The organism is Nesterenkonia halobia, assembly GCF_039536005.1.
Classification (GTDB): domain Bacteria; phylum Actinomycetota; class Actinomycetes; order Actinomycetales; family Micrococcaceae; genus Nesterenkonia; species Nesterenkonia halobia.
The window spans coordinates 186,902-200,786 of record NZ_BAAAYG010000007.1 but is presented as its reverse complement, the minus strand read 5'-3'; the positions used below and the strand labels follow the sequence as shown (position 1 = coordinate 200,786).

Annotated in this window: 10 protein-coding genes; 3 read left to right on the top strand and 7 right to left on the bottom strand. The window is 72.8% G+C overall.

Going from position 1 to position 13,885, the window contains the following annotated elements; translation table 11 throughout:
- Nucleotides 1-4: 4 nt before the first annotated feature.
- On the bottom strand, nucleotides 5-1,300 hold the full coding sequence (locus tag ABD652_RS09915; protein WP_344720797.1) for an acetyl-CoA C-acetyltransferase: 1,296 nt from the start codon (nucleotides 1,298-1,300) through the stop codon (nucleotides 5-7).
- A gap of 246 nt (nucleotides 1,301-1,546) precedes the next feature.
- Between ABD652_RS09915 and ABD652_RS09910 the strand changes: the two genes are divergently transcribed.
- From ABD652_RS09910 to pepN, 3 genes are all read left to right on the top strand, one after another.
- Entirely contained in the window at nucleotides 1,547-3,667 is a 2,121-nt protein-coding gene (locus ABD652_RS09910; RefSeq protein ID WP_344720795.1) for an acyl-CoA dehydrogenase family protein, read from the top strand.
- 135 nt (nucleotides 3,668-3,802) lie between these two features.
- Nucleotides 3,803-4,129 carry a hypothetical protein gene (locus ABD652_RS09905; RefSeq protein WP_344720793.1) on the top strand — a complete coding sequence of 109 codons (327 nt, stop codon included), beginning with the start codon at nucleotides 3,803-3,805 and terminating at the stop codon, nucleotides 4,127-4,129.
- A 53-nt stretch (nucleotides 4,130-4,182) separates the two neighbouring features.
- Nucleotides 4,183-6,909, top strand: a complete 2,727-nt coding sequence (gene pepN, locus ABD652_RS09900; protein ID WP_344720791.1) for an aminopeptidase N — start codon at nucleotides 4,183-4,185, stop codon at nucleotides 6,907-6,909.
- A 92-nt stretch (nucleotides 6,910-7,001) separates the two neighbouring features.
- Here pepN and tatC read toward each other — a convergent pair whose 3' ends face one another.
- The 6 genes from tatC to pafA form a co-directional block, all read right to left on the bottom strand.
- The gene (gene tatC, locus ABD652_RS09895; protein WP_344720789.1) at nucleotides 7,002-7,850 is read right to left on the bottom strand and encodes a twin-arginine translocase subunit TatC; all 849 of its coding nucleotides are present in this window, start codon (nucleotides 7,848-7,850) and stop codon (nucleotides 7,002-7,004) included.
- Between the two features lie 5 nt (nucleotides 7,851-7,855).
- Nucleotides 7,856-8,137: a Sec-independent protein translocase subunit TatA gene (gene tatA, locus ABD652_RS09890; RefSeq protein WP_344720787.1), complete on the bottom strand. Its 282-nt coding sequence runs from the start codon at nucleotides 8,135-8,137 to the stop codon at nucleotides 7,856-7,858.
- Between the two features lie 69 nt (nucleotides 8,138-8,206).
- The gene (locus tag ABD652_RS09885) at nucleotides 8,207-10,573 is read right to left on the bottom strand and encodes a helix-turn-helix transcriptional regulator (RefSeq protein ID WP_344720785.1); all 2,367 of its coding nucleotides are present in this window, start codon (nucleotides 10,571-10,573) and stop codon (nucleotides 8,207-8,209) included.
- A gap of 6 nt (nucleotides 10,574-10,579) precedes the next feature.
- Nucleotides 10,580-10,984, bottom strand: coding sequence for an FKBP-type peptidyl-prolyl cis-trans isomerase (locus ABD652_RS09880; RefSeq protein ID WP_344720783.1), 405 nt, complete (start codon nucleotides 10,982-10,984; stop codon nucleotides 10,580-10,582).
- A 158-nt stretch (nucleotides 10,985-11,142) separates the two neighbouring features.
- Nucleotides 11,143-12,237, bottom strand: a complete 1,095-nt coding sequence (locus tag ABD652_RS09875; protein WP_344720781.1) for an FKBP-type peptidyl-prolyl cis-trans isomerase — start codon at nucleotides 12,235-12,237, stop codon at nucleotides 11,143-11,145.
- Between the two features lie 154 nt (nucleotides 12,238-12,391).
- Entirely contained in the window at nucleotides 12,392-13,882 is a 1,491-nt protein-coding gene (gene pafA, locus ABD652_RS09870; RefSeq protein WP_344720779.1) for a Pup--protein ligase, read from the bottom strand.
- Nucleotides 13,883-13,885 lie beyond the last annotated feature (3 nt).

The window sequence follows — 13,885 nt, the reverse complement described above, 5'->3', positions numbered from 1 at the left end:
CGGCTCACCGTCCTTCCAGGATCGCGGTGATGCCCTGGCCGCCGGCGGCGCAGACCGAGATGAAGCCCAGCTTCCCCGGCTTGCCGTGCAGCCGCTTGGCCAGCGAGGCCACGATGCGCCCGCCGGTGGCCGCGAACGGGTGGCCGGCGGCCAGCGACGAGCCGTCGACGTTGAGCCGGCTGCGGTCGATGCGGCCCAGCGCGCCGTCGAGGCCGAGGTGCTCGCGGCAGTACTCCGCGTCCTCCCAGGCCTTCATCTGGGCCAGCACTGTGGAGGCGAAGGCCTCGTGGATCTCGACGTACTCGAAGTCGTCGAAGGTCAGCCCGTGGCGGGTGAGCATCCGCGCCGCCGCCCGCGTGGGCGCCATGAGCAGCCCCTCGGCGCCGTCGACGAAGTCGGTGGCGGCGAGCTCGTGGTCGACGAAGGTCGCCAGCTGCGGCAGGTCGCGGGACTCGGCGAACTCCTCGCTGCCCAGCAGCACCGTCGCCGCGCCGTCGGTCAGCGCAGTGGAGTTCGCCGCCGTCATCGTCGCCTCCTCGCCGAGGTCCCTGCCGAAGACCGGCGAGAGCGTCGAGAGCTTCTCCAGCGTCGAGTCGGGTCGCAGATTGTCGTCCTTCGCGACGCGACGGAACGGGGTGACGAGGTCGTCGAAGAATCCGCGGTCCCAGGCGGCGGCCAGGTTCTGGTGGCTGGCCAGGGCCAGCTCGTCCTGCTCGGCCCGGGTGATCCCCCACCGGTGGGCGGTGACGGCCATGTGCTCGCCCATCGACATGCCGGTGCGCGGCTCGTCCACGCCCGGCGCCTGCGGCGCGAGGTGCCCCGGGCGGATCCTCGCCAGCGCCTTGAGCCGCTGGCCGGGGGTCTTGGCCCGGTTGGCCTCCATCAGGATGCCGCGCAGCGCGTCGCTGACCACCAGCGGCGCGTCGGAGATCGAGTCCACTCCCCCGCCGACGGCCGAATCGATGCGGCCCAGCCGGATCTTGTCGGCCAGCGATCCGATGGCCTCCATGCCGGTGGCGCAGGCCATCTGCACGTCGTGGGCGGGGGTCCGCGGATCCAGCGGGGTGCCCAGCAGCGACTCGCGGACGAGGTTGAAGTTCTTCGGGTGCTTCAGCACCGCCCCGCCGGCGACGGCGCCGAGCTGCTCGCCCTGCAGGGCGAAGCGGGCGACGAGCCCGTTCAGCGCCGAGGTCAGCATGTCCTGGGTGGACGCGCCCGCATACGCCTTATGGGCGCGGGCGAAGGGGATCCGATTGCCCCCGATGATCACGGCGTCTCGGGGGGCGTCGACGGTGTGCATGCGGCACTCTCCTCTGGCTCGGGGGTTCGAGCAGTCGGGACGTGGATTTATTACTGATCAGTATCTTAGACTACCTGTGGTGACTGTCACTGTCACCCGGGCCCCGCCGGCGTCGACCGCCCGCGGCCCGGGACGCGGGCAGGACCCCGTCGCCCGCCCTGGTCAGCCCCTCCGGCGATCGGCCGCACGGGGCGTCGACCAGGCCGAGGACCGGCCCGCCGGATCAGCACATCAAAGGAGCGCACCATGAGCCAGACCGCCCGCCCGACCGCCGCCCGCGATGCCGCCGCAGGCACTGCCGGCGCTGCCGGCGCTGCCGGCGCCGCACGCACTGCCGACACTGCCGACGACGCCGGAAGCCGCCCCGCTCCGGACGGCGCCGTGCTGCAGGAGCTGCTGCTGGGCCGCTGGGCCGAGACCCGCCGCGAGGCCCGCGCCGTCGCCGCCGACCCGCGGTTCCACCGCGTCGGGGGGCTGTCCACCGCCGAGCACCGCGAGCGCGTCTTCGCCCAGCTCGCCGGACTCGTCGAGGAGGGCGCGGTCCAGCGCGCCTTCCCGCGCGAGTACGGCGGCCAGGACGCCCACGGGGCGAACATCGCCGCCTTCGAGGAGCTCGTCGTCGCCGATCCCTCGCTGCAGATCAAGGCCGGGGTGCAGTGGGGACTCTTCGGCGCGGCGGTGATGCACCTGGGCACCGAGGAGCACCACCGGCGCCTGCTGCCGCCCATCGTCGACCTGCGGGTCCCGGGGGCCTTCGCGATGACCGAGATCGGCCACGGCTCCGACGTCGCCTCCATCGGCACCACCGCCGAGTACGACCCGGAGTCCGAGGAGTTCGTCCTGCACACGCCGTTCACCGGCGCCACCAAGCGATACCTGGGCAACGCCGCCGTCCACGGCCGCGACGCGGTGGTCTTCGCGCAGCTGATCACGAACGGCGTGAACCACGGGGTGCACTGCTTCTACTGCCGGATCCGCGAGGACGACGGCTCGGCGCGTGAGGGGGTCACCATCTCCGACGACGGCGAGAAGGGCGGGCTGAACGGCGTCGACAACGGCCGGCTGAGCTTCGACCGCGTCCGGGTGCCGCGCGTCGACCTGCTGGACCGCTACGGCGCCGTCGCCGCCGACGGCGCCTACAGCTCCTCCATCGAGAGTCCGGGCCGGCGCTTCTTCACCATGCTGGGCACGCTGGTGCAGGGCCGCGTCTCGCTGACCGGCGCCTCCATCGCCGCCTCGAAGATCGCGCTGCAGGGCGCGATCACCTACGGCGAGCAGCGGCGGCAGTTCCACGCCTCCTCCACCACGGAGGAGGAGGTGCTGATGGACTACCAGCTGCATCAGCGGCGGCTGATCCCGAAGCTGGCCACCACAGTGGCCGCCGGGTTCGCCCATGAGAAGCTGCTGACCAAGCTCGACGACGTCTTCTCCGGCGCCGACGACTCCGACGAGAACCGCCAGGAGCTGGAGACGCTGGCCGCCGCGCTGAAGCCGACGGCGACCTGGCACGCGCTGGACACTCTGCAGGAGGCCCGCGAGGCCTGCGGCGGCGCCGGATTCATGGCCGAGAACCGCTTCGCGACGCTGCGCGCCGACCTCGACGTCTATGCGACCTTCGAGGGCGACAACAACGTGCTGCTGCAGCTGGTGGCCAAGCGGCTGCTCAGCGACTACGCCGCCGAGTTCCGCCAGGCCGACGTCGGCGCCCTCTCGCGCTATGTGGTCTCCCAGGCGCAGTCGACGGTGCTGCACCGCTTCGGCCTGCGCCGGGCGCTACAGAACGTGCAGGACACCGGCGACGAGCGACGCAGCGCCAACTGGTTCAAGCAGACCGAGGTGCAGCGCAGCCTGCTCTCCGACCGGGTGCGGCAGATGGTCGCCGACGTCGCCTCCGCGCTGCGCAGCACCGCCAAGCTCGGACCGGCGGAGAAGGCCGAGGCGTTCAACGAGCACCAGCACGAGATCATCGCCGCCGCGTCCGCGCACGCCGATCTGCTGCTCTGGGAGTCCTTCACCGAGGCGCTGGAGACTGTCGAGCATGAGGACACCCGGACGGTGCTGACCTGGCTGCGCGACATCCATGCGCTGTCGACGATCGAGCAGCACCTGGACTGGCATCTGCTCCACGGGCGGATCTCCGCCCAGCGGGCGCGGACGCTGACGCCGTATCTCAACCGGCTGCTGGCGCGGGTGCGTCCCTACGCCCGGCAGATCGCCGAGTCCTTCGGCTACACCGCCGACCACCTGCGCATGGAGGTCGCCTCCGGCGCCGAGGCCGAGCGGCAGGCCGAGGCCGCCGAGTACCATCGCCGCCGGCGCGCCTCGGGGGACTCTCCGGTGGACGAGAAGACGCTGCGCCGGAGCTGACCGGCCGAGCCGCGGCCGGCGGCCGGCTCCCCGGGGGCGGGGGTCGGCCGCCGGCCCGGGCTCCTGGTCCGCGGCGGGACCCCGGTCCTATCCTGAGGGCGAGGACGACCGACGTTCCCCGGTGGTGAGAGCCCGATGCGCGACGAAGAGCCCCAGTCCCCCGACCCGACGATCGACCCCACGGCCGACGACCCGCCCTCCTCGACGACGGCCTCGCCCCCGACGCCGCGGAGCCATCCAGCCCATGACGCCGTCGCAGGCCTGGGCTCGGCGGCCCCCTCCGAGGCGGTCGACGCCGCGCCGCCGCCCGCCGAGCACGCCGGACACGCCGAGGGGTCCGCCCCCGAGCCGGCGGCCCCGAGCACCGCGCCGGCCGGACAGAGCTCCCGCCTGCGGCACGGGCTGTGCCCGAGCTGCTTCATCGAGCTGCCGCTCTCCGGACTCTGCGACACCTGCGACTGACGGCTTCCGCGTTGCGGGCGGGCCGGCGGAGGGCTTGAATGAGAGGCATGCCCATGACATCGTCCGCATCCCCCGTCCCCTCGTCCGCTCCGGCGCCGGCGCCGCCCGTCGACCGGTCCGACGTCGAGAACCTCACCCGGGAGGAGGCCGCCGCCCGGGCCGGGCACCTGCAGGTCACCTCCTGCGCCGTCGACGTCGACCTGCGCGACGCCGCCGCCGAGGGGCAGACCACCTACCCGGTGCGCACCCGGATCTCCTTCACCTCCTCGACGCCCGGCGCCGAGACCTTCCTGGACTACCTGGGGTCCTCGGTCGAGTCGGTGGTGCTCAACGGCGAGACGCTCGACGTCGCCGAGCACGCCGGCGCCGCCCGCATCCGCCTGCCGCGGCTGCAGGAGCAGAACGAGATCGAGCTGCACACCACCTCGGTCTACTCACGCTCCGGCGAGGGGCTGCACCGCTTCGTCGACCCGACCGACGGGCAGGTCTACCTCTACACCCAGTACGAGCCGGCCGACTCCCGCCGCGTCTTCCCGGTCTTCGAGCAGCCGGATCTGAAGACCCGCTTCCGGATCAGCATCACCGGCCCGGACACCTGGCAGCTGCGCTCCAACGGCGCCGCCGTCTCGCGCACCCCGGTCGAGGGCGCCGCAGGAGGCCTCGACGCCGGGCTGGTCCGCGTCGAGTTCGCCGAGACCCCGGTGATGTCCAGCTACATCACCGCGCTGCTGGCCGGCCCGTACCACTGCGTCGAGTCGACCTGGCGCGGCGGCGTCGCCGACGGCGAGGAGTTCGACATCCCGCTGGCGCTGCTCTGCCGGGCCTCGCTGGCCGAGCACCTCGACGCCGAGGAGCTCTTCGACCTCACCCGCCGCGGTCTGGACTTCTTCCACGCCGAGTTCGCCCACCCCTACCCCTGGGGCGCCTATGACCAGGCCTTCGTCCCCGAGTACAACCTCGGCGCCATGGAGAACCCGGGCCTGGTGACCTTCACCGAGAAGCACGTCTTCGACACCGCCGCCACCGACGCCCAGCACGAGACCCGGGCGAACACGCTGATGCACGAGATGGCCCACATGTGGTTCGGCGACCTGGTCACCCCGCAGTGGTGGGACGACCTCTGGCTCAAGGAGTCCTTCGCCGACTACATGGGCGCGCTGGCGGTCGACGAGGCCACCGGCTTCACCACCTCGTGGATCTCCTTCGCCAACGGCCGCAAGGCCTGGGCCTACGTGCAGGACCAGCTGCCGACCACCCATCCGATCGTCGCCGACATCGCCGATCTGGAGGCCGCCGACCAGAACTTCGACGGCATCACCTACGCGAAGGGCGCCAGCGTGCTCAAGCAGCTCGCCGCCACCGTCGGCCGCGAGGCCTTCCGCACCGCCGCCCGCCGGTACTTCTCCCGGCACGCCTTCGGCAACGCCACGCTGCAGGACTTCCTGGCGGTGCTCGAGGAAGTCTCGGGCGAGGACATGGGCCGGTGGGCGCAGGCCTGGCTGCAGACCGCCGGTGTGCCGGAGCTGGCCGCCGACGTCGAAGGCTCCGGCACGCCGCAGCGGCACGTGCTGGTGACCCAGACCGGCCTCGATCCGGCCACCGAGCGACCGGTCTCCCGGCCGCACCGCATCCGCTGCGCCGTCCACGCCCTCGATGCGGCCTCCGGAGAGCTGCGCCGCGCCGACGTCGCCGACGTCCGGCTGTCCCCCGAGGACCCGGCCGGGCGCGTCGTCGTCGAGGATCTGCAGCTGCCGGCCGAGGGCACCCCGCGGCTGCTGCTGCCCAACGAGGACGACCTGACCTACGCGAAGCTGCGGCTCGACGCCGAGTCCACCGCCGCCGTGCTCACCCACCCGGTGGCCGATCCGCTGGCCCGGGCGACGGTCTGGGCGGCACTGTGGTCGATGGTCCGCGACGGCGAGCTGCCCGCCCGCCGCTTCGTCGAGGCGGTGATGGAGCTCGGCCTGCAGATCACCGAGGTCAGCGTGGTCCAGAGCCTGCTGCGTCAGGCCGACCGGGCGCTGCAGGCCTATGTCCCGCCCGAGGAGCGCGAGGCTCTGCAGGCCCGCTTCGCCGACCGGCTGGCCGGCCATCTGGCCGAGGAGGCCGGGGGCGACCGCCAGCGCGCCGCCGCGCGCACGCTGGCGACGGTCTCCCGGCGGACGGACGCGCAGCTGGACCTGCTGGCCGCGCTGCTCGACGGCGACGCCGTCGGCCGCGGGATCGAGGGCCTGGAGGTCGACGAGGAGCTGCGCTGGGCCTTCCTGCAGGCGCTGACGGTCCACGGGCGCACCGAGGCCGCGCAGCTGGACGCCGAGCTGGAGTCCCGCACCACGGCTCGCGGCCGCGTCGCCCACCGGCTGGCGCTGTCCGCCCGCCCGCACGCAGTGGTCAAGGAGAACGCGCTGGAGCAGGCGATCAGCGGCATCGACGAGGACGGCGAGGAGCTCTCCAACGACCACCTCACCGCCACTGTGGACGGCTTCTGCTGCGGCCCGCAGTCGCTGATCGAGGTCCACGACGCGACGTACTTCGCCGCGCTGGAGGACGTCTGGCGGCGGATGAGCCAGGGGCAGGCCACCCGGGTGGTCTCCGGGCTCTTCCCCGGGGCCCGGGATCTGGCCGAGGGCCAGCAGCCCGAGGAGCATCCCGCGGCCCGGCAGGTCGCGGCCTGGCTGGAGGAGCATCCGCAGGCCCCGGCGGCGCTGCGCCGCATCCTGCGCGAGGAGCAGGACCACCTGCTGCGCGGGCTGCGCGCTCAGCAGGCCGCCCGCGGCTGAGCCCGCCGCACGGATGACTCCGCGGCATGGGTGGGAATGCGGTCGTATTCCCACCCATGCCGCGGAGTCATCCCCGGTGCCGGCAGGTCAGGTCAGACCTCGCCGGGGTCGTCGATGAGCGCCTCGTTGGCCTGCTCCCGCTCCTGGTCGCGACGCGCCCGGCGCCTGTCGTTGAGCAGGCAGAGCACGATGGCCACGGCGAAGAGCACCACCAGCGGCCCGGCGATGAAGAACATCGACACCGCGTCGCCGCCGGGCGCGGCCAGCGCCGACATCAGCGCGATGAGCATCAGCGTGCCGCGCCAGCTCTGCAGCACCCGCTTGCCGCTGACCAGGCCCATCATGTTCACCCCGACCAGCACGACCGGGATGATCATCGCCACGCCGAAGGCCAGGAAGAGGTGGATGACGAAGGTGAAGTACACGTCCGGGGCGATGATGTTCGACGTGCCCTCGGGGTTCAGCGTGAAGAAGAAGCGGATCGCCCGCGGCAGCACCACATAGGCCAGCCAGATGCCGCCCAGGAACAGCGGCACCGAGATGGCCAGGAAGCTCAGCGCATAGCGCTTCTCGCGCTTCTTCAGCCCGGGCATGATGAACGCCCAGATCTGGTAGAGCCACATCGGCGCCGAGATCACGATCCCGACGAACAGCGAGATGCGGATCATCAGGTCGAGCGGCTGCCCGACAGTGTTGAAGGCGATCTCCGTGGTGCGGTCGACGTCGTCATAGCCGAGCACCGGGGCGGTGAGGACCTGGAAGATCTGGTCGTACAGGATGATGCCCGCGACCGCGCCCAGCACGATGCCGGCGGCGGCGAGGACGAGCCGCTTCCGGAGCTCGCGCAGATGCTCCTTCAGCGGCATCCGTCCCTCGGGGTCGCGGCGGCGCGGCCGACGACGGCCGGTGGAGCGGGGATCGCCGGTCTGCGTCCTCGCCATCGGCGTCAGCTGCGGTCTCGCCGCTGCTCGGCGCCCTCACCGCTGCGCTGAGCGGCCGGATCCTCCGTGTTCACCACGCGGCCCTCCACGGCGGGCTTCTCCCCCTCCTCCGCGGACTCCTGCGACGAGTCCTTCGAGCTCGACTCGCCGCTCATCGTCTGCACCTCCGATTTGAAGATGCGCATCGACTGCCCCACGGACTTGGCCAGCTGCGGCAGCTTCGGCGCGCCGAACAGCAGGATGATCAGCAGGGCGATGATGGCGATCTGCCAGGGACCGAGACTCATACCAGTACGTCCTTTCGTCTTCTCTCCAGGATACTCCACCGGACGACGGTCGCGGTCACGCCGCGGAGCTCAGCGCGCGACGTCGCCGTCGAGCCGGGCGAGCCCCTCGGCGGCGCGGCGTCGGATCTCCGCGGCGACGTCGGCGGGTCGCAGCACCACCACGTCGCCGGCCGAGCGCAGCCCCAGGTCGGTCAACCAGGCGTCGCTGCGGTAGCTGATCTCCACCGTCCGGGCGCCGTCGTCGTCGACGCGGTGCCGCAGCGGGGCGTGCTCCTCCGCGGCGCCGGCCGCCGGCGGGGAGAAGCGCAGCACCGCCGTCGGGTCGCCGGCGCGGTGCGGCACCCGCGGCCGCGTCGCCGTCGTCGCCGCCACGGCGGCGGCCTCCGCGCCGATCGGCGAGCCGGGCAGCAGCTCGAGCCCCAGCAGGCGGGAGAGCAGGAAGTAGCGCTCCCCGCGGGAGCTGCGGCACCAGGCGCGCAGGTAGGTGCGCCCGACGTCGTGGACCAGGTCGACCGGCTCGACCTCGCGCACTGTGCGCACGCCGTCGGACTTCTCATAGTCCAGGCGCACCGCGTGCTCGTCGCGGATCGCCGTCCGCAGCGCGGCCTGGTGCTCGTAGGGGTCGGTCCGGGCCCAGGAGATCCGGGCGGCCGAGGCCGACTCGACCACCTCCGCCGGCGCGAGGCCCCGGACCTTCTCGCGCAGCGCGCGGGCCGGCTCCTGGAGTCCCACGTCCTCCGGCGCGTCCGAGGCGATCAGCCCCTCCAGGGCGATGAGCAGCGAGAGCGCCCCGCCGGCGGAGAGCCCCAGCGGCCGGCCGAGCGTCTCGGCGCTGCGCCCGGCGGGCAGCTCGAGGCTCAGCGTGACGTCGGGCTCGACGATCTCCTCGACGAACCCGCGCCGGGTCAGCGGGATCGTCGGGCGGACCGTCACGAAGTCGGCGTACTCGGCGGCGTCGTAGCTGCCGGCCTGTTCGACGGTGACCAGCAGCTGGTGCAGCGCCTCGACGCTGATGCCGGTGCGGTCCAGCACCTGGCTCACCGGCGCGCCGCCGCCGGCGTGCAGGAAGGGCAGCACCTCCATGGCTCGGCTGATCTGCCAGCGGCTGCTGGTGCTGCTCTCGCCGCGGTCGGCGAGCCGCTTCAGCCGACCGACGGCGGTGTCGCGATGCTCCTCGTGGGCGGTGGAGACCGCCTGCAGGTGCGAGCGGATCTTGCCGATCAGGCGCGGACCGTCCGCGCGCCGCACCTCCGGCAGCCGGACGGCGAGATCGGCGACGACCGAGTCGTGCAGCGTGGTCTCCAGCGTCAGCCGCACCGCTCCGTCGTCGAGCTCCTCCACGCTGCCGGGCACGGCCAGCGGGCGGTGGACGGCGGCGGCGGAGCCGGTCAGCTCCAGCTCGACGGTCTCGCCCGCCTCGACCGGCCCGAGGTCGGCCAGCTGCTCGGTCGTCACCGCGCAGGCGTCGACGACGCCGGCCTCCAGGTCGCCGCGCAGCCGGGACAGCCGCTCGGCGGCCTCGCCGTCCAGGACGGAGGCCTCGGCCGGCTCGACGGCCCCGTGGATGCGGTCCAGCCGGAAGACCCGCACCCCGTCGCGGGCCAGGTCATGGCCGACCAGATACCAGCGTCCGCGCATTCCCCAGCCGAAGGGGACCACAGTGCGCCGCGCCGGACGCTGCCGGCCGCGCGCAGTGTAGTCGAAGGTCACCGGTGCCCGGTCGGGCAGCCGGACCAGCGTCTCCAGGTGCTCCAGATCCGCATCGCCGCCGACGCCGAGCCGGTACTCGCCCGGCCGGCGCCCGACCAGCGCCTCGAGCCCGGCGGCCGGCAGCTCGCCGTCGGCGGACTCGGCGTCCGCGGCGTCGAGGCGGCCGGCGTCGGTGAGCGCGCCGACGGCCCGCCGGATGCTGCGCTGGGCCCCGGTGCCGGTCCAGGCCAGCTGGGCACGGTCCAGGGCCAGCGCCTCGGCGGCGGTGATGCGCATCGGGGGCAGGCCCTGCCGGCGGTGGTCGATGACGTAACGATGGTCCTGCTGGCCGGCGGAGACCGCGCCGTCGGGCTCCTCCTCGGCGTCCTGCGGAGCGCGGCCGAGGCGGGCGGCGTCGGTGACGACGAAGCCGAGCTGCCCCAGCAGCCGCTTGTCGCGGTTCAGCATCCGGTCGAAGGTGCGGTCGGACTGCTCGCGATAGTCCTCGATCCGGCTCTTGATCTGCCACTTGGTCAGCCCGACGGACCCTTCGTCGGCGATCGTCGCCGCCAGCGAGAGTGCGCGGCTGACGGCGCGCTCGGCGCTGACGTCCTGCTCGTGCCGCTCATCGTGCGCGGCGGTGAAGTCCGCCTCCTCGCCGCGGGCCAGGTCGACGGCGTCGCCGGAAGGGCTGGTGGCCTGCTGGGCGGCGGAGCGCGATCCTCCGCGGTACTGGTAGCCGGCCACAGTCGCTCACTCCGCCCGACGCACGCCGACGAGGTCGACGACGAAGATCAGCGTCTCGTCCGGCCCGATGGCCGACCCGGCGCCCTGCTCCCCGTAGGCCAGGTGCGGCGGGATCTCGAAGCGCCGCCGGGAGCCTTCCTGCATGCCGATCAGTCCCTGGTCCCATCCCTGGATGACCTGGCCGATGCCGGCGGTGAAGTCCAGCGGCTTCCCGCGGTTCCAGGAGGCGTCGAACTCCTCCCCGGTGGACCAGGAGACGCCGACGTAGTGACAGGAGACCTGGTCGCCGGGCTCCACGGCGGTTCCGCCGCCCGGGATGAGCTCCTCGATCACCAGATCCTGCGGCGGCGTCTCGCCGGGGAAGTCGACCTCGGGTCGGGTGCGGTCGTAGCTGCGCTGGCCGAAGGACATGGTCCGGGATTCCTCTCGAGTCACGGGCGGGGTCGACCGGCGGGCCGTCAGCCGGACCGGTCCTGCGTCACATCGGCCAGCCTATCCTGGCGCGGCGCGCCGACGAACCGCACCGGACGATCGTGTCATTCCTCGCCGCGCACCCGGAGGAGCCCGAGTTACTGGCCCTGCTGGCCCTGCTGGCCCTGCTGACCCTGCTGACCCTGCTGACCCTGCTGACCCTGCTGGAGATCCTCCTGCGGCACTGCGGCCACGAGGTCGACGACGAAGATCAGATCCTCGCCGGCCATCTCATGCTCGCTGTCCTCGGGGTACGCCTCCGCGGCCGGGACCACCATGAGGACCCGGTCACCGACATGCTTGCCGGTCAGCGCCTCCTCCCATCCGGTGATCGAGGTGTCCCAGGTGAACTGGTACGGGCGCTGCGGGGTCTCCTCCCCGGAGTCCTCCGCGGCGGAGGCGGACGGCGACTCGCCCTCGGAGCCGCCCTCGGACTCTTCCTCCGACGACGCCGAGACGCCCGGCCAGCTCGAGTCGAAGACCTCGCCGTCGGACCACGTCCAGCCGGTGTAGCGGGCGAGCATCACCTGGTCGTCGGCGATCTCCTCGCCGTCGCCCTGGATGAGCACCTCGCTCTGCGTGCTCTCCGGCACCTCGGCGTCCTCGCCGGGCGCCTCGACCAGCTCCGGCGCCTCGCCTTCAGTCGACTCGACGGCCGGCAGGTCGCCCGACTGCTCGACCTCCTCGCCGGAGGCGTGGTCGGGGAAGGTGTCCTCGACGCGCAGCACCGACAGCTGATCGGTCGGCTGCTGCATCATCTGCTGCTGTCCGCCGCTCTGCGCCTCGGCCGGCACGTACAGGGCGATCTCTCCGCCGACCTTCAGCCCGGTCTCGGTCAGCGACTTGTAGGAGAACTCGTCGCCGGCCTTCAGCTCGGGCAGGTACAGCATGCCCGGCGCGCCGGAGGAGAAGTTCTCCTGCTGCACCGACCCGGAGCTCGGGTCCACCGAGGCCTGGGAGAACTCGATGAGGTGATCGCCCTCGACCTCCGCGCCGTCGCCGGCGTCGAGCACGAGCGAGGACCGCTCCTCGGTCTCGATCGCGTCCTTGACGACGACCTCCGGGGCGCCCTCCTCAGTCATGTGCACGTCGAGGCCCTCCAGGGCCGACGAGTCGCCGATGCCGTCTCCTCCGCCGCAGCCCGCCAGCAGCAGGACGGCGGGCAGGGACAGGGCGAGATGCTTTCTGCTCACGAGGGAGGACCTCCAGAGTCGGGACGACGGGGCGCGGATGCAGGGTCACGGATGCGGGGTCACGGCGAGGCCTCGGGAGACGATCCCCGCCGGGGAGCACTGTACCTGCGGAATCTGGACTCGCCGCACACGGAACCTCCGGCGCGGCGCCGGCTCAGATCAACGGCGGGTCCGGCGGCGGCGCGTCGCGGACGCGGTACCGCTCGCTCAGCGCCAGCGGACCCGGTTGCGCGGCGCGCTGCTCGATGTCCAGCTCCTGCAGCCGGGCGGCCCGGTCGCCGAGCTTGTCGAGCAGCGACTCCAGGCGCGGCTCCTCCACGGCGAGGGGGTCCTTGAGCATCAGCGCCTCCAGCGGCCGCTCCACGAGCTTGTGCTGGACCCAGTCGACCTGGTGCTCGACGCCGAACGCCCGCGCGGTGGACAGGAAGCGGCCGCGCAGGCTCGCCCGCGTGGTCGCCGGCGGATCCACCGTCGCACGGCGGACGGCGTCGTCGTCGACCAGCCGGGTGGCGCGCCCGCGCCGCTCGAGCATGCGGAAGAGGCCCCGCTCGGGATGGACGTCGTGGTAGGCCATGTCGACCTGGGTCAGCCGTGGCGCGTCCAGCGGCAGACCGCCGCGGGCGGCGACGTCCTCGACGGTGCGCTTCTTGATCGCCCAGTCGATGTCGGCCTCGATCAGCGTGTGGTCGCCCGAGGAGACCGCCTGCAGCGTGCGCTCCCAGAGTTCGAGCACGGCGTCGACGTGCTCGTGGTGGGCCCCGTGCTCGGCGACGAAGCGGCGGGAGCGGTCCAGCAGCGCCGACTGCACGTCGACGGCGGTGACCCGCCGGCCGTCGCGCGTCGGCACTGTCGCGGTGCCGGTGAGGTCATGGCTGATCGTGCGGATGGCGGCGATCGGGTCCTCGAGCTCGAAGTCCCCCAGCGGGACGCCGGCCTCGATCATCCGCAGCACCAGGTCGGTGGACCCGAAGCGCAGCAGCTGCGTGGTCTCGGACATGTTCGAGTCGCCGACGATGACGTGCAGCCGCCGGTGCACGCCGGCGTCGGCGTGCGGCTCGTCGCGGGTGTTGATGATCGGCCGCGCACGAGTGGTGGCCGAGGAGATGCCCTCCCACATGTGGTCGGCGCGCTGGGAGAAGGCCCAGTGCGCGCCGCGGCCGTCGGCCGCCGGCACGATGCGCCCGGCCCCGGCCAGCAGCTGGCGGGTGACCAGGAACGGCAGCAGGATCGTCGACAGCCGCCGGAAATGCGTGGTGCGCGGGATCAGATAGTTCTCATGGGAGCCGTAGGAGTTGCCCTGCGAGTCGATGTTGTTCTTCAGCAGGTACAGCGTGCCGGCATAGCCGTCGGCGGCCATCGTCTGCTCCGCCCGGAGGGCGAGGTCGTGCATGATCAGCTCGCCGGCCCGGTCCGAGGCGATCAGGTCGGTCAGCCGGTCGCATTCGGCGGTGGCGTACTCGGGGTGCGAGCCCACGTCGAGGTACAGCCGGGAGCCGTTCGGGATGAAGACGTTGGAGCTGCGCCCCCAGTCCAGCACCGGCCGGAAGAGGTAGCGGGCGGCCTCCTCGGGAGGCAGCCCTCGCCGCTCCCCGCCGCGGTGGGCCAGACCGAACTCGGTCTCGACGCCGACGACGCGACGATCCATGCC